The following is a 15,839-nucleotide window of genomic DNA, read 5'->3' as shown; positions in this document are numbered from 1 at the left end:
ATTAGAATTTGAAGCCACTTAGAAAATTACTGAACAAAATAAAACCCTCCTTTAAAAAAGGGGGAAAACTGGAAAAATTATTTCCGGCATTCGATGCAATCGAAACATTTCTATTTGTTCCTGACCATACTACAGCAAGCAAAGGAGCTCATGTACGTGATGCCATAGATTTAAAACGAACAATGATATTAGTGGTGCTTTCTTTAATTCCCTGCCTTTTATTTGGAATGTGGAATGTGGGCTACCAGCATTATCAAGCTTTGGGGATAATGGACTCTTCCTTACTGGATAATTTTGTTTTTGGTTCCATTAAAGTAGTACCATTAGTTTTAGTTTCTTATGGCGCTGGATTATCAACAGAATTTATTTTTGCCATCATACGGAAACACACCATTAACGAAGGCTTTTTAGTTTCAGGTATGTTGATTCCGTTGATAATGCCTATCGATGTGCCGTTATGGATGGTAGCCGTTTCAACAATTTTTGCGGTAATCATCGGAAAAGAAGTGTTTGGTGGTACGGGTATGAATATTTTAAATCCTGCATTGACGGCCAGAGCATTTCTATTCTTTGCTTATCCAAGTAAAATGTCCGGTAATGAAGTATGGATAAATACCAGTACAGTTAAAGGGCAGGCAGTTGTTGATGCTTATAGCGGTGCAACTCCTTTAGGAGATGCTGCTGCCGGTCTTGCTGATAAAATCCCTAGTGTAATGGAAGCCTTTATAGGCGCTATTCCTGGTTCCGTAGGTGAAACATCTACTATTGCCTGTTTAATAGGCGCAGCCATTTTGTTATACACAGGTATTGGTAGCTGGCGCATTATGTCATCCGTATTTGTGGGTGGTTTTTTAATGGCACTTATTTTTAATTGGTTTGGATTGAATACGTTAATGCAAATAGCACCTCTACATCATTTAGTTTTGGGCGGATTTGCTTTTGGTGCCGTTTTTATGGCCACTGATCCAGTGAGTGCTGCACAAACTAATAACGGAAAATACATTTATGGTTTTTTAATAGGAATGTTGGCCATTCTGTTCCGCGTTTTTAACCCAGCCTATCCCGAGGGGATGATGTTAGCCATTTTATTTATGAATGTAATGGCGCCTCTTATAGATCATTATGTAGTTGCAGCTAATATTAACCGAAGATTAAAAAGGGTAAAACCGATACAAAATCAAAATGGATAAAGACAGTAACAAAGCTACGTTCCTTTTTTCCTCCGGTATGGTGGTGGTTATTGCAATACTGTTATCAGTAACTGCCATTAGCCTTGCTCCATATCAGGCAAAAAATAGTAGGATAGAAAAAATGAAAAATATTTTAACCAGTGTTTCTGTAAATGCAGAAACCGCTGAGACCGAGCGTTTTTTTAACCAATATATAACCAACCAAATTGTTTTAAACAATAAAGGTGTAGAAGTAACAGGCAAAATTGCGGCGTTTGACATAGACCTCAAAAAAGAACTCGACAAAATAAAAACTGGAAAAGCTGATGAGCAGTTATTCCCGCTTTTTATTTGCAATAAAGACGGAAACTCTTTTTATATCATTCCAGTACGTGGAAAAGGATTATGGGGACCAATATGGGGATATATTTCCTTGGAAGCCGATATGAACACTATATACGGTGCTAGTTTTGGACACAAAAGCGAAACGCCTGGACTAGGCGCCGAAATTGAAACAGAAAAATTTCAGCAGCAGTTCATTGGAAAAAAAATATTTGATGAATCGGGAAATTTTGTTTCGGTAACCGTAATAAAAGGCGGTGCATCTCCTAATGATATGCATGGTGTGGATGCCGTTTCCGGAGCTACAATTACCAGCAAAGGCGTTACCGAAATGTTTAAAAGAACGCTTAACAATTATATCCCTTATTTTAAAAGTAGAAGGCCATAGCATTTATAAACTTAAATAGCAGCGTATGAGCACAGAAACAATAGCAGTTCCTGCAAAACCGAAAGAACCGAAAGAAGCTTTATTTTCTCCAAAAAATAAACGGCTTTTGTATGATCCATTAAACGACAATAACCCTATCACGGTACAAGTTTTAGGCATTTGTTCGGCATTAGCAGTAACCGTAAAAATGAAACCCTCAATTGTTATGGCCGTTGCGGTTATAGTCGTATGTGCTTTTTCGAATGTTATTATTTCATTTATTCGAAACATTATTCCAACCCGAATACGCATTATAGTTCAGTTAACTGTTGTTGCTGCAATGGTTATTTTGGTCGATCAGTTTTTAAAAGCCTTTGTTTTTGACGTTAGCAAACAGTTATCGGTTTTTGTGGGTCTGATTATTACCAATTGCATCATTATGGGCCGATTAGAAGCCTTTGCAATGGCTAATAAACCTTGGCCTTCGTTTTTAGACGGTATCGGTAACGGATTTGGTTATGGATTAATATTAGTTATAGTTTCTATGATAAGGGAACTATTTGGCTCCGGAGAGTTGATGGGTTTTCGAATAATACCGGAATCGATATATAAGTTGGGTTATTTTAATAACAGCCTTGTCATTATGCCCCCTATGGCATTAATCATTGTTGGGATTATCATTTGGGTACAACGAAGTGGAAACAAAAAATTAATAGAGTCTAAATAATTAAAACGACAACAAATAAAAACAACGTTTTTTAAACATTTTTTCTATGGAGCATATAAATATTTTTATAAAAGCCATTTTCATCGAAAATATGATATTTGCCTATTTCCTGGGTATGTGTTCTTACTTGGCTATATCCAAAACCGTTAAAAGCGCCATAGGATTAGGTCTTGCAGTGATATTTGTTTTACTGGTTTCAGTACCGGCTTGTTATATGCTGGAAAAATATGTGTTAAAAGCTGGTGCTTTAAGTTGGTTATCACCCGATTTTGCAACAGTAGACCTCAGCTTTTTAAGTTTCATTATGTTTATTGCGACTATTGCTTCCATAGTTCAATTAGTGGAAATGATTGTTGAAAAATATGCCCCTGCATTATACACTTCCTTAGGTATATTTTTACCACTTATTGCGGTAAACTGCTCGATTCTGGGAGGCGCGTTATTTATGCAGGAAAGGGAATACGCAACATTAGGAGAGGCTACTGTTTTTGGATTGGGTTCTGGCGTGGGTTGGTTTTTAGCAATAGTAGCATTATCTGCCATTCGAGAAAAATTACGGTATTCTAATATTCCTGCACCTTTAAGAGGTTTGGGAATTACTTTTATCTTAACTGGATTAATGGCCATTGCATTTATGAGTTTTATGGGGATTGCATTATAAATTTTTAATCAAATAAGAAAATGATAATTTTAGCTTTTGATAGTACAACAGTTATAAGCAGCGTAGTTGTTTTTCTAATATTCAATTTGGTATTGGTATATATTATTCTGTATGCAAAATCAAAACTTACTCCTTCCGGATCAGTTAAAATAACTATTAACGAAAAGGAAGTACTTGAAACAGAAGCCGGCTCAACACTGCTAAGCACTTTGTCCAATAAAAAAATATTTTTACCCTCGGCCTGCGGTGGAGGTGGAACCTGTGCTATGTGCAAATGCCAAGTAATATCAGGAGGCGGAGAAATATTACCCACTGAAACGCCCTATTTCACCCGTAAACAACAGCAATCAAACTGGCGTTTGGGTTGCCAAGTAAAAGTAAAACAGGATATGGAAATCATAATTCCTCAAAAAATAATGGGAATTAAAAAATGGGAATGTGAAGTTATTTCAAATAATAATGTGGCTACCTATATTAAAGAACTGGTCGTAAAATTACCCGAAGGTGAATTCCTTGAATTTGAGTCGGGTTGTTATATCCAAATCGATGTTCCGGCGACTGAAATAGATTTCAAAAAAGATCTCTATAAAATTGATGATCGCTTTCAGGGAGATTACGATAAATTCAAAATCTGGGACCTGAAAATGAAAAATCCAGAGCCCATTTTCCGTGCTTATTCAATGGCTAATCATCCAGCAGAAGGAAACATCATTATGCTGAATATACGTCTTGCCACTCCCCCATTTGACAGAAAAACAGGTGGGTTTATGGATCTAAATCCGGGTATTTGTTCTTCCTATGTATTTGCCCTAAAACCTGGTGACAAAGTAAATATTGCAGGTCCTTTTGGTGATTTCCATATAAAACCAACAGATAGAGAAATGATATATATTGGTGGTGGTGCTGGAATGGCTCCCTTGCGTTCTCATTTATTTCATATTTTTCATACCCAAAAAGAAAGGGATAGAAAAGTTTCTTTCTGGTACGGTGGAAGATCATCAAGGGAAGTTTTTTATACCGATCATTTCCGGGATATCGAAAAAGAATTTCCCAATTTTCAATACAACATTGCGCTCTCAGAACCAATGCCAGAAGACAATTGGACAGGCTATACGGGTTTCATTCATAATGTGTTATTAGAAAATTATTTAAAACATCACGATGCGCCAGAAGATGTAGAATATTATATTTGCGGACCACCTATGATGAATGCTGCGGTTTTTAAAATGCTTGACGAACTTGGTGTTCCTCCTGAGAATATTGCTTTTGATGATTTTGGTAGCTAATAAAAAACATTTATGAAGAAATTCCTTTTCCCTATACTTGCATCCCTTATTCTTTTTTCTGGCTGTAACCCGAAAAAGAAAAATTTAATCAAAGTTGAAGGTAATGCACAAGGCACTACCTACCATATTTCCTATTTATCAGATGATGGAATCAATCACAAAACCGCCATTGATTCACTGTTAAAAGACATTGACGCCTCAATGTCTACCTGGGTTCCTGGTTCACTTATTTCCAGAATAAATAATAACGACAACAGTGTTTTGGTTGACCCCTATTTTATTGAAGTTTTTAATAAATCAATCGAAGTCTCCCAGAAAACAGATGGCATTTTTGATGTAACGGTTGGTCCATTAGTAAATTCCTGGGGATTTGGCTTTGCCAAAAAAGCAACTATTGACAGCAAAAAAATTGACAGCCTACTCCATTTTGTAGGTTACAAAATGGTAAGATTGGAGGGCAACAAAATTATAAAGGCAAAACCGGAGATCAAAATTGATTTTAATGCCATTGCCCAAGGATATTCAGTTGATGTTATTGCCAATTATCTTGAAAGCAAAGGAATAAATAATTACTTAGTTGAACTGGGAGGAGAACTGAAAGCTAAAGGAAAAAAAGAAAATGAGAATTGGAAAGTTGGTATAGATAAACCTGATGAAAAAGAAACCTCAGAAAGGGAACTTGAGGCTGTAATAGAATTAAACGATAAAGCGCTGGCTACATCTGGGAATTACCGTAAATTTTATGAGGAGAATGGCCAAAAATATTCCCATATCATCAATCCAAAAACGGGCTACCCCGCCAAACAAAATTTACTAAGCGCTACTGTGATTGCTGACGACGGCATTACAGCTGATGCTTATGCCACTGCCTTTATGGTGATGGGATTGAATAATTCAATACAATTTTTAGAAGCAAACAAAGAATTGAAACTGGAAGTCTATTTTATTTATGATGATAAAGGAATTTGGAAAACATACGCATCAGAAAGTTTAAAAAATTCGATAAGGGAATTGAACTAAGATTTGCATTTCTCCTCTGGCTTTGCTCCACAAATACCACACGTTCCGCCATCACTTTGTATTAAAGGGTTATTGCTACTACAGGTACCAGAAAATTTGCCGTTTTTTTTCACTAGTAGTTTAATGGCAATCCCAGCTATGGCAAGCGCTAAAAGAACAATAGAAAGGATGATGGTTTTCATAATTAAATTTAAATAATTAGAAGTCGTTCAAAAAAGGTTTGTAATTTTAAATTTCCAATGAAAAACCCAGCTCTCAATAAATTTCACATAAGACCAAAAGCTAAGAATTCTCCAAAAACTAAAAAATTACTTGAGTAAATTTCGGGATAATTACTGAATATAGCAAATACATCATCATAGATATCATTGGTAAATTAGTTATATTTGATAGTAGAATTGTAATACTAAAACAATTGGTAATCAATGAATTATAAAATCCGTAAATTACATTAATATTTTAAATTAATAAAAGTAAAACTATTTTACCTTTTTTAAGTCACAACCTCAAAAAAAACAGAGTATTCATCATTTAAATGAACTCAAATGAATTGGCACTTGCTTCCACTTTCTGATATATCGCGATTGTTGAACACAACACCATCAGGTATTGCGACTTCTATCGCTTCGGAGCGTCTTATTGAGTACGGGGGAAATCAGATTGAGGACAAAAAGAAGAAAACCGTTTTACGGATGCTGCTGCATCAACTCACCGATTTTATGATTCTTATACTAATTGCGGTTGCAATTATTTCGGGGTTCATTGGCGATTTGGTAGATACCATAATCATTCTTGCCATTATTCTCGTCAATGCAATCATAGGTTTTATACAAGAATTCAGAGCTGAAAAAGCGATGGAAGCATTAAAAGATATGACACCTAGCAATGCAAGAGTAATTCGGGAAGGAAATACTTTTGAAATACCTGCTTTTGATTTGGTGCCTGGTGACGTGGTTTTACTCGAGGCCGGAAATAGGATTCCTGCTGATGTTCGTTTTTTTGAAACACACCAGATAAAAGTGGATGAATCTACACTTACCGGTGAATCCCACAATACAGAAAAAAATAGTGCTAAACTACCCGAAGGAACATACTCTCTTGGCGACCGCAACAATATGGGATTCAAGGGAACATTTATCACAAACGGACGTGGAGCCGCTTATGTAATAGCGACAGGAATGAATACCGAGCTGGGACGAATTGCAAAAATGATTCAAATCGAGGAAACAGCCACGCCTTTACAAAAACGATTAAGCGCTTTTGGAAAAAGACTTTCAATTGTGATTCTGATTATCTGCATTGTGATTTTTGTTATTGGTCGCTTGCGTGGTGAAGCAGTGTTGACGATGTTGCTAACTTCCATTTCTCTTGCTGTTGCCGCCATCCCCGAAGCATTACCCGCTCTTGTTACTGTGGCTCTAGCCTTTGGTGCTAAACGATTAGCCAAAAGCAATGCACTTATTCGAAAATTACCCGCTGTTGAAACCCTTGGATCGGTTACCTATATCTGCTCTGATAAAACCGGAACACTTACACTAAATAAAATGAGTGTTCAGGAAATTTATGAAACTCCCAATGTCAAAACCACATCTGCTCTTTTTCAAACGAGTCCACTTCTTATAGCTATGGCTTTGAATAATGATGTTGCCAAAGAAACTAATGGGAAATGGATTGGAGACTCGACCGAAACGGCATTAGCAGAATATGCTTTTAATAAGAATATTGAAAAATTCGAATTAGAAAAAAAACTCCCAAGGGTTGCTGAACTACCGTTTGATTCTTCAAGGAAGTGTATGACTACCGTACACCAAACGGAAACAGGAATTGTGGTTATTACTAAAGGTGCTGTAGATATGCTATGGGCAAAGTTAGACGAAAATCAAAAATCGCTAATTCCTGAATTAGAAGTAAAAATAAATGAAATGGCCGAGAAAGGCTATCGCATCATTGGATACGCCATAAAAGAAATAGAAGCCCTGCCCAAAACCATAAATGCAGAAACAATTGAATCTTCATTACGTTTTATAGGGTTTACAGCTATGCTCGATCCACCAAGAGAAGAAGCAAAAAAAGCGGTTTCCGAATGCAAACAAGCGGGGATTATACCTATTATGATTACTGGCGACCACCGACTCACTGCAATAAACATTGCAAAGCAGCTGGGAATAATTACTTCCGAAGAAGATTTGGTGCTGGAAGGTTCAGTACTTGAAACTCTATCGGAAAAGCAGTTTGAAAACAGTGTCGAAAAAATTCGGGTATATGCTCGTGTAAATCCTGAACAAAAATTAAAAATTGTCAAGGCATTGCAAGCCAAGGGGCAATTTGTGGCAATGACAGGTGATGGTGTAAATGACGCGCCTGCACTAAAAAATGCAGATATTGGGATTGCTATGGGAATTAACGGAACTGAAGTGGCTAAAGAAGCGGCTCATATGATTTTATTGGACGATAATTTTGCCACTATAGTAATTGCAGTAAAACACGGCCGAAGGATATTTGACAATATTTTGAAATTTATCAAATACACTATGACCAGCAATAGTGGTGAAATATGGGCCATTTTTCTGGCTCCCTTTTTTGGTTTGCCAATACCTCTGCTAGCGGTACATATACTTTGGATAAATCTTGTTACTGATGGTTTACCGGGATTAGCACTTGCATCAGAACCTTCAGAAGCTGATATTATGGAACGACCTCCAAGAAATCCCAAGCAGAATATTTTTGCTGGAAGGATGGCATTGCACATATTGTGGGTTGGTTTTTTAATGGGCTCAGTAACTCTGGGAATGCAAGCTTGGGCTATTGGAAGCGGAATTTCTCACTGGCAAACAATGGCTTTCACTGTTCTGTGTTTCAGTCAAATGGGACATATATTAGCCATTCGCTCTGATAAGGAATCTTTATTTAAAATTGGAATCCTGTCAAACAAACCCCTTTTGGGTGCATTAGCATTAACCATAGCCTTGCAGATGATGCTAATCTATACTCCTTTTTTTAATTCGGTTTTCAAAACACAGCCGCTCACAATTTACGAACTTACAATAACGTTATTAGTATCAAGCATTGTGTTCTGGGCGGTAGAAATCGAAAAATGGATATACAGACTTAAAAAGAAAAACAATTTCAATGGCAATGAAAATAAAAATAAAAAAAGCTAACAATATGAATATAGTAACCTTAACCTTGAATCCTGCCTTAGATAAAAGTGCAAAAGTGGATGGCATTATCCCAGAGCAAAAGCTAAAATGTCATTCCATTAAGTACAATCCTGGAGGTGGAGGAATTAACATTTCAAGAGTACTGAATCGATTAGATGTAACCACTAATTGTGTATTCCCTTTTGCAGGTAATTGCGGAGCGCTTTTAAACGAATTACTCCTAAAAGAGAATATTAAACCGCAGTCCATTCCCATTAAGGCTTGGACAAGGGAGAATCTAGCCGTTGTTGATACACAAACCAAACAGCAGTACCGTTTCGGGATGCCCGGAAATACTTTAACTAAAGATGAAATCGCTGAAATCGAAAATACTATAGAAAAAATTCTTGAACCTAATGATATTTTGGTTTTAAGTGGTGGTCTGGCCGAAGAAATGCCAGCAGATTATTTCGCTAAATTAATTCGGAAGTTCTCGCATAAAAACCTAAAAATAGTATTGGACACATCCGGTCCCGCCTTGAAGGAAACGCTCAAAGAAAAAGTCTATCTAATGAAACCCAATCAACGGGAGTTAGCGCTACTTGCAGGTAAGGATTTTTTATCCAGTTCAGAACAGGAAGAGTTTGCTTTAGAACTGATACAATCCGAAAAGGCAAAATATGTGGTTGTTTCACTAGGTGCCAGAGGTGCTTTTATAGCATCCAAGGAAGGTGTGTTTTATCAATCAACCCCTTCAGTATCGGTTAACAGTACTATTGGTGCGGGTGATAGTATGGTGGCGGGACTAATTTATTCGATACTAAATAATTATTCGCCTGAAATTATGCTAAAATGGGGCGTGGCTTGCGGTGTAGCAGCTACAATGGGAGAAGGAACAGCATTGGCACATAAAGAAGACGTTCATAACATAATTAGAATATTGTAAATATTTAAGGTTCAGATAATCGTGATTGATTGGAAAACTAAAAACATTTGCAATCTAGTTTAAATAAATATTTCATTTACTTGATTTTATGAGTAAACTTATGCTTCATCTCATTGATTATTTTTTCTTCCTGTTTCATACTGTTCTCGTCTTGTTCAACGTGTTCGGATGGGTCATTCCACGATGGAGGTTTGTAAACTTAATCACACTGTCCCTTACTGCCTTTTCCTGGGTTGTATTGGGAATTTGGTACGGGATAGGTTATTGCCCGTTTACGGATTGGCATTGGAAAGTACGCCAACTTCTGGGTTATAATGATGAAAGCAATTCTTATATCCATTTTCTGCTTTTAAAAATAACGGGGATTAATCTGCTGGAAAGTTTTGTTGACGTCACGACAGTGGCTGTGTTTTCTTCTGCTTATTTCATCAGCATTTACTTTGCAGTAAAGAAAAGAATCCTGAAAAGAAAATTAAAAAAATGATATCACTTTAATAGCGTACATACATTGGTTTAAAATGATTTATTTTATTTCTGATTCCCTGGTTCATAAGATTTATTTAGGCCCTTTTTTACAGATTCCCATATATTAAACATTGCGAATTTGTGTAATCGTATCAACTTTTTATTTTCTGTTGACTCTTGCGCTTGTCATAGGCTTTTATTTATAGTATTGACAAATATTGGACAGCTAATTAAGCCGCAACAGTTCTTTAGTCAATGACCTGAATATGAAGAAGGTAAATTTCATCTTCATCCTAGATTTCTCCAATTCTTCAAGAAAATTATTGTAATTTAGTGTAACGTTACTTTCATCCAATTTCTTCTTACTCGGACTACAATATATTATTTTTTAATTATTTGCGCCTTTGTTCGCAATTTCATTATACTTAATAATAATAATAATAAAAAAAAATTCAAAAAATGAAAGGATCTTTCAAACTCGGAAAAATAGCTGGTATTGGAGTTTTTATACACTGGACATTCTCCTTAATTATTGTATTTATAATATACATCAATTATAAAACGGGATATAATGCGCTACAAATAGCTTGGTCCGTATTTTTTATATTATCCATTTTTGTTACTGTTTTTTTACATGAATTGGGACATGCACTAGCGGCTAAAAATTATGGTATAAAAACCAAAGATATTACACTATTACCCATAGGAGGAGTGGCTAGATTAGAGCGCATCCCTGAGAAACCTGCGGAAGAACTAGTTGTTGCATTTGCTGGACCATTAGTAAATATTGGATTGGCTATTATAACAGGCCTTTTTATTTCGATTCCTGAAAATCCTGAAATTTTAATGAAGGAATTAGCCGGGGGCGTAAATGCTGATAATTTTTTTCTTAATTTCTTTATTGTAAACATCGTATTAGCGGTTTTTAATTTAATTCCGGCTTTCCCAATGGATGGAGGAAGAATATTAAGAGCGATTTTGGCATTCAAATTAGAAAGGCATGTGGCAACAAAAATCGCAGCTAGAATTGGGCAACTTTTAGCTATGGGGTTTATTTTTTTAGGTTTTTTTTCCAATCCTTTTCTGATATTTATAGGAATATTTGTCATTATGGGAGCCCAAATGGAAACGGAATATACCGAATCGAAATTTAGACTCAAAGGATTTACCGTTAGAGATGTACTTATGAAGCAGTATTTTACAATTGAAGCTTCTGACACCATAAAAAAAGCAGTTGAATTATTACTTGACAGTCAGTCTAAAACTTTTTTGATAACCGAGAATAATGAACCAGTAGGTACACTAAATAGAGACCAGATAATATTGGCCCTTTCTAATGATGGAGAAAATACGGCCATTCATACAGTTATGAACAGGAATTTAATATATCTCGATGTTGACACCCATTTAGAGAATATCTTTGAGCTTGTATATCACAATAAATCCAACCTATTACTAGTCTTAGAAAACAACAAACTTGTGGGAACGCTTGACACGGAGAATCTTTTAGAATTTCTTTTAATCAAAGAGGTAAAAACAAAAAACGCCCATGTCAATTAGCAACTATCCAGGGAGTATTCCAGAAAGCGTTGAATTAGTTGAAAGTGGAAAAGACTATTTCTCCCGATTAGAAACTATTATCGAGAATACTAAATATGAGATTCATTTACAATTCTATATTTTTGAAAATGATGACATTGGTAAACAAATAATAGATCTGCTAATAAAAGCAGCGAATCGTGAAGTGAAAATATACATTTTAATAGATGGATTTGGGTCCTTTTCTTTTCCGAAATCCGTTATAATAAAACTTACCGAAATTGGAATTAAGATACGTCACTTTTCCCCTTTTTTTTCGACAAATTCATTTTATATCGGGAGAAGATTACATCATAAAGTAGTTGTTTCTGATGCCAGTATCGTGTTAATAGGAGGAATAAACATTTCCAATAAATACTTTGGTTCAACAACTACGGAACCATGGCTGGATTATTCAATTCAAATTAATGATTCCATAATAGGAAAAGCAATTCAATTGTTGTGTAGAAACCTTTATTATAAAAATAGAAATATTTATCATAGAAAAATAGAATCCGTTATTAACACCCGGAAAGATACCGTTGTAAGTATTATTCAAAATGACTGGTTGAAAAGAAAAAACGAAATATATAAAGCGTATTTAAAATCCTTTATAAATGCAAAAAAAGAAATAATCATTGTGGGAAGCTATTTTTTCCCCGGCGGAAGACTCAAAAGAGCATTAAGAACAGCAGCTAACAATAATGTTAGAATAATATTGATTCTTTCAGGAAAATCAGATGTTCCACTTTCAAGAAGGGCAACTTACCATATTTATTCTATGCTGCTACATAATAAAGTGGAATTATACGAATGGAATAAAACCGTTCTTCACGGCAAAGCAGCCGTGGTAGATGGAAATTGGACCACAATTGGTTCCTTTAATCTGAATAATCTAAGTTCTTTTGGAAGTATCGAAATGAATGCTGAAATTAAATCCACATCATTTTCAAGCACCTACTTATTGCATCTAAATGATATCATAAGTCAATGTCAACAAGTTTCAATCGAATCACTAAAAAAAAGAAAAACATTTTATTCGGATTTTTTAAATTTTATGTCTTATTGGGTAGCAAGACTTATACTTAATTTGATTACCTATTTTCCTTATAAAAGATTCAAAAGCATCTATTAGAAAAAAAACACCTGAATTAACGCTGTAAACCTTTGAAATAAAACGTTTTATTCCAAATTATCAGCCAAAAATTGATTAAATTTGAGAGTAGTTACTTTCAGTTTAAAACTCATTCATTGAATCTTAAACATAACTTATTTTTGATACTTTAAACTACATAACTGTTTATTTAGACACTAATCAGAAAACATTCATTCAATGGCTTTTATAGACTATTACAAAATATTAGAAATAAATAAAAGTGCAACTCCGGCTGAGATTAAAAAAGCGTACCGAAAACTTGCCCGAAAACACCATCCCGATCTGAATCCTAATGATAAAGAAGCTGAGAAAAAATTTAAGGAAATCAATGAGGCTAATGAGGTTTTAAGTAATCCTGAAAATCGTAAAAAATACGATCAATATGGAGAAAACTGGCAACATTCAGAGCAATATGAAAAAGCCAATCAGCAGCAACAACGCCAAAGAGAAAGCCAACAAGGCGGGTATCAAGATTTTTCAGGAGGTGGAGACTTTTCAGATTTTTTTGAATCTATGTTTGGAGGAAGAACTTCAGGAGGAAGAAGTGGACGCAGTGCCCAATATAAAGGCCAAGATTTTAATGCTGAACTTCATCTTGATCTAAAAGACGTTTATACAACTCATAAACGAACACTTACAATAAACGGTAAAAACATAAGACTAAGCATTCCGGCAGGTGTAGAAAACGGTCAGCAAATTAAAATTCCAGGACACGGTGGTGACGGTGTTAGTGGTGGACCAAAAGGAGATTTATTCATTACATTCTCCATTGATAACCATTCTAATTTTAAAAGGGACAAAAGCAATTTATACTCTACTGTAAATCTCGATTTATACAAAGCTTTATTAGGTGGAGAAATAACTGTTGACACATTTGACGGTAAAGTAAAACTCAAAGTTATACCTGGAACACAAAATGGCACTAAAGTGAAATTGAAAGGAAAAGGGTTTCCAGTTTATAAAAAGGAAGGTGCATTTGGAGATTTATATATAGACTATCAAATTGATATACCCACAAATCTAACAGAAAAAGAAAAAGAATTAATTACTGAACTTTCTAAGTTAAGAACATTATGAACACAGAAAACTTCATACTAATCCCTACTCTTTGCTCCCATTATAAAGTGGAACTAGCTTTCTTTATTCATTTGAACGAAATGGGGTTAATCGAAATACAAACTATTGAGCAAAACCAATATATACATCAGGATTCTATTTATGAGATTGAAAAGATAATTCGCATGCACCATGAATTAGATGTTAATATAGAAGGAATTGACGTGGTCTTAAACCTGTTACAGAAAATAGACGCTCTGCAAACCGAATTAATTTTGGTCAGAAACAGATTGCGACTTTATGAAAATTAATAAAAAAGGAGTATTACACTTCAGTTATTACAACCTTCTTTTAAATACTAGTTGTAAAAGAAGGTTTTTATTTTATTTCTAAGTTTTTCATTCGAAATCATACAACTTATGGCCTCAAACTTTAATACATTAAATCTTGTCCACCTTGGAATTGACACCCAAATGGAACATGTTGTTTTCATGCGAAGGGACTGCCACATTTGTATATCAGAAGGGTTTGAAGCCCATAACAGGATATTAGTTACCGTAAAAGGAAAATCAATTATAGCCACATTAAACACGATTACAGATGGGATTTTGAAACCGGGGAAAGCCGGACTTTCTAAATACGCATGGGAAAGTTTAAGAGCAAAAGAAGGTGATGAAATCAGCTTTTCGCACGTACAACCCGTTGTTTCTATGGGAAGTGTTCGCTCAAAAATGTATGGTAAAAAGTTAAACAAAGTCGATTTTGAAAATATTATAAACGATATTGTAAAAGGTCATTACTCCAACATTGAAATTGCTGCTTTCATTACTGCATGTGCCGGTGATAATCTCGATATTCACGAAATCATTGGGCTTACTGAAGCCATGGTTAATTCAGGACAAAAACTTTCATGGGATAGTAAAATTGTGGTGGACAAACACTGTGTGGGTGGGCTTCCCGGAAACCGGACTACTCCTATTGTAGTGGCGATTGTGGCTGAAGCCGGACTTATCATACCTAAGACTTCTTCCAGGGCCATAACTTCGCCAGCTGGTACTGCAGACACTCTAGAAACTATGACAGATGTAAATCTTGATATGAAACAAATCCAAAAAGTCGTTGAAAAAGAAAACGGCTGTTTTGTCTGGGGCGGTTCCATAAAACTGAGTCCGGCAGATGATATTTTAATTCGTGTGGAAAGAGCACTGGATATTGATGGAGAAGGACAGATGATTGCCTCGGTATTATCAAAAAAATCAGCTGCAGGTTCGACACATGTGGTTATTGACATTCCTATTGGAAAAACCGCAAAAGTTAGAACAGAAGAAGATGCCGAAAAACTAAAATATTATTTCAAGGTAGTTGGAAAAGCAATCGGTCTAAAAGTAGAGGTGCTTTTCACAGATGGTTCGCAACCTGTAGGCAGAGGTATTGGGCCTTCACTCGAAGCAATGGACGTATTAAGTGTTTTACGAAACGAAAAAAATGCGCCACAGGATTTACGAGACAGGGCACTACTTATTGCAGGAAGCATTATCGATTTAGCCGAGAAATCAAAAAATAAAAACGGCATTATTAGGGCCGAACAAATACTTTCTTCCGGAAAGGCTTATGAAAAATTTATTGCCATTTGTAAAGCACAAGGTGGATTTAGAGAACCCAAATTGGCTATTCATAAAATAGATATTCAGGCGCATAAATCTGGCGTTGTTACTGAAATTGATAATCGTAGGCTCGCTAAAATAGCAAAACTTGCAGGTGCTCCGCATGATTTGACTGCGGGGGTTTTATTGCTGACCCCTTTGAAAACAAAAGTGAACAAAGGAGATGCTTTGTTTTGCATATATTCCGAAACAAAAGGGGAGCTGAATTACGCGATGGAGTATTTGAAATCAGAACCAGATATTATTTTAATTCAATAAAATC

The 15,839-nt window shown here is 35.5% G+C and carries 15 protein-coding genes; 14 read left to right on the top strand and 1 reads right to left on the bottom strand.

What is annotated here, in order from left to right:
• The first annotated feature begins 8 nt into the window (after positions 1 to 8).
• From FLAK523_RS08980 to FLAK523_RS08955, 6 genes are read left to right on the top strand one after another with little or no spacing between them, the layout of a single operon-like run.
• Positions 9 to 1,190, top strand: coding sequence for an NADH:ubiquinone reductase (Na(+)-transporting) subunit B (locus tag FLAK523_RS08980; protein ID WP_248902766.1), 1,182 nt, complete (start codon positions 9 to 11; stop codon positions 1,188 to 1,190).
• Complete coding sequence (gene nqrC / locus FLAK523_RS08975; protein WP_248902764.1) at positions 1,183 to 1,899, top strand: NADH:ubiquinone reductase (Na(+)-transporting) subunit C; 717 nt, start codon at positions 1,183 to 1,185, stop codon at positions 1,897 to 1,899. The genes FLAK523_RS08980 and nqrC overlap by 8 nt, the downstream gene beginning before the upstream one ends.
• Before the next feature lie 25 nt (positions 1,900 to 1,924).
• The gene (locus tag FLAK523_RS08970; protein ID WP_248902762.1) at positions 1,925 to 2,605 is read left to right on the top strand and encodes an NADH:ubiquinone reductase (Na(+)-transporting) subunit D; all 681 of its coding nucleotides are present in this window, start codon (positions 1,925 to 1,927) and stop codon (positions 2,603 to 2,605) included.
• Positions 2,606 to 2,651: 46 nt separating this feature from the next.
• Positions 2,652 to 3,266, top strand: a complete 615-nt coding sequence (gene nqrE / locus FLAK523_RS08965) for an NADH:ubiquinone reductase (Na(+)-transporting) subunit E (RefSeq protein ID WP_248902760.1) — start codon at positions 2,652 to 2,654, stop codon at positions 3,264 to 3,266.
• A gap of 20 nt (positions 3,267 to 3,286) precedes the next feature.
• A complete protein-coding gene (nqrF, locus tag FLAK523_RS08960) occupies positions 3,287 to 4,552 on the top strand; it encodes an NADH:ubiquinone reductase (Na(+)-transporting) subunit F (RefSeq protein WP_248902758.1) in 1,266 nt (421 codons plus the stop codon).
• Positions 4,553 to 4,564: 12 nt separating this feature from the next.
• Positions 4,565 to 5,572, top strand: a complete 1,008-nt coding sequence (locus FLAK523_RS08955; protein WP_248902757.1) for an FAD:protein FMN transferase — start codon at positions 4,565 to 4,567, stop codon at positions 5,570 to 5,572.
• On the opposite strand, the gene FLAK523_RS08950 is transcribed toward FLAK523_RS08955, so the two are convergent.
• Complete coding sequence (locus tag FLAK523_RS08950) at positions 5,569 to 5,754, bottom strand: membrane or secreted protein (RefSeq protein WP_248902755.1); 186 nt, start codon at positions 5,752 to 5,754, stop codon at positions 5,569 to 5,571. The two genes, FLAK523_RS08955 and FLAK523_RS08950, sit on opposite strands and share 4 nt — an antisense overlap.
• A gap of 363 nt (positions 5,755 to 6,117) precedes the next feature.
• On the opposite strand from FLAK523_RS08950, the gene FLAK523_RS08945 reads away from it, so the two are divergent.
• The 8 genes from FLAK523_RS08945 to FLAK523_RS08910 all read left to right on the top strand — a co-directional run bounded on the left by FLAK523_RS08945 (position 6,118) and on the right by FLAK523_RS08910 (position 15,835).
• A complete protein-coding gene (locus FLAK523_RS08945; RefSeq protein ID WP_248902753.1) occupies positions 6,118 to 8,733 on the top strand; it encodes a cation-translocating P-type ATPase in 2,616 nt (871 codons plus the stop codon).
• A gap of 4 nt (positions 8,734 to 8,737) precedes the next feature.
• Positions 8,738 to 9,658 (top strand): 1-phosphofructokinase family hexose kinase, encoded by a 921-nt coding sequence (locus FLAK523_RS08940; RefSeq protein WP_248902752.1) that lies wholly within the window; start codon positions 8,738 to 8,740, stop codon positions 9,656 to 9,658.
• Between the two features lie 88 nt (positions 9,659 to 9,746).
• The gene (locus FLAK523_RS08935) at positions 9,747 to 10,142 is read left to right on the top strand and encodes a DUF2784 family protein (protein WP_248902750.1); all 396 of its coding nucleotides are present in this window, start codon (positions 9,747 to 9,749) and stop codon (positions 10,140 to 10,142) included.
• 440 nt (positions 10,143 to 10,582) lie between these two features.
• A complete protein-coding gene (locus FLAK523_RS08930) occupies positions 10,583 to 11,683 on the top strand; it encodes a site-2 protease family protein (protein ID WP_248902748.1) in 1,101 nt (366 codons plus the stop codon).
• Positions 11,673 to 12,836, top strand: coding sequence for a phosphatidylserine/phosphatidylglycerophosphate/cardiolipin synthase family protein (locus FLAK523_RS08925; protein WP_248902747.1), 1,164 nt, complete (start codon positions 11,673 to 11,675; stop codon positions 12,834 to 12,836). The genes FLAK523_RS08930 and FLAK523_RS08925 overlap by 11 nt, the downstream gene beginning before the upstream one ends.
• 198 nt (positions 12,837 to 13,034) lie before the next feature.
• The gene (locus FLAK523_RS08920; RefSeq protein ID WP_248902746.1) at positions 13,035 to 13,934 is read left to right on the top strand and encodes a DnaJ C-terminal domain-containing protein; all 900 of its coding nucleotides are present in this window, start codon (positions 13,035 to 13,037) and stop codon (positions 13,932 to 13,934) included.
• A complete protein-coding gene (locus tag FLAK523_RS08915; RefSeq protein WP_248902745.1) occupies positions 13,931 to 14,224 on the top strand; it encodes a chaperone modulator CbpM in 294 nt (97 codons plus the stop codon). The genes FLAK523_RS08920 and FLAK523_RS08915 overlap by 4 nt, the downstream gene beginning before the upstream one ends.
• Positions 14,225 to 14,332: 108 nt before the next feature.
• Positions 14,333 to 15,835: a thymidine phosphorylase family protein gene (locus FLAK523_RS08910; RefSeq protein ID WP_248902744.1), complete on the top strand. Its 1,503-nt coding sequence runs from the start codon at positions 14,333 to 14,335 to the stop codon at positions 15,833 to 15,835.
• The last annotated feature ends 4 nt before the right edge of the window (positions 15,836 to 15,839 follow it).

Source organism: Flavobacterium sp. K5-23 (assembly GCF_023278045.1).
In the GTDB taxonomy this organism is placed as follows: Bacteria; Bacteroidota; Bacteroidia; order Flavobacteriales; family Flavobacteriaceae; genus Flavobacterium.
The sequence above is the reverse complement of the archived record's forward strand: the minus strand, read 5'-3'. Positions and strand labels throughout refer to the sequence as shown.

What these genes read in the sequence shown, in the direction of transcription:
- nqrC (WP_248902764.1), top strand. Translation starts at nt 1,183, where the DNA reads ATGGATAAAGACAGTAACAAAGCTACGTTCCTTTTTTCCTCCGGTATG.
- FLAK523_RS08970 (WP_248902762.1), top strand. Translation starts at nt 1,925, where the DNA reads ATGAGCACAGAAACAATAGCAGTTCCTGCAAAACCGAAAGAACCGAAA.
- nqrE (WP_248902760.1), top strand. Translation starts at nt 2,652, where the DNA reads ATGGAGCATATAAATATTTTTATAAAAGCCATTTTCATCGAAAATATG.
- nqrF (WP_248902758.1), top strand. Translation starts at nt 3,287, where the DNA reads ATGATAATTTTAGCTTTTGATAGTACAACAGTTATAAGCAGCGTAGTT.
- FLAK523_RS08955 (WP_248902757.1), top strand. Translation starts at nt 4,565, where the DNA reads ATGAAGAAATTCCTTTTCCCTATACTTGCATCCCTTATTCTTTTTTCT.
- FLAK523_RS08950 (WP_248902755.1), bottom strand. Translation starts at nt 5,754, where the DNA reads ATGAAAACCATCATCCTTTCTATTGTTCTTTTAGCGCTTGCCATAGCT.
- FLAK523_RS08945 (WP_248902753.1), top strand. Translation starts at nt 6,118, where the DNA reads ATGAATTGGCACTTGCTTCCACTTTCTGATATATCGCGATTGTTGAAC.
- FLAK523_RS08940 (WP_248902752.1), top strand. Translation starts at nt 8,738, where the DNA reads ATGAATATAGTAACCTTAACCTTGAATCCTGCCTTAGATAAAAGTGCA.
- FLAK523_RS08935 (WP_248902750.1), top strand. Translation starts at nt 9,747, where the DNA reads ATGAGTAAACTTATGCTTCATCTCATTGATTATTTTTTCTTCCTGTTT.
- FLAK523_RS08930 (WP_248902748.1), top strand. Translation starts at nt 10,583, where the DNA reads ATGAAAGGATCTTTCAAACTCGGAAAAATAGCTGGTATTGGAGTTTTT.
- FLAK523_RS08925 (WP_248902747.1), top strand. Translation starts at nt 11,673, where the DNA reads ATGTCAATTAGCAACTATCCAGGGAGTATTCCAGAAAGCGTTGAATTA.
- FLAK523_RS08920 (WP_248902746.1), top strand. Translation starts at nt 13,035, where the DNA reads ATGGCTTTTATAGACTATTACAAAATATTAGAAATAAATAAAAGTGCA.
- FLAK523_RS08915 (WP_248902745.1), top strand. Translation starts at nt 13,931, where the DNA reads ATGAACACAGAAAACTTCATACTAATCCCTACTCTTTGCTCCCATTAT.
- FLAK523_RS08910 (WP_248902744.1), top strand. Translation starts at nt 14,333, where the DNA reads ATGGCCTCAAACTTTAATACATTAAATCTTGTCCACCTTGGAATTGAC.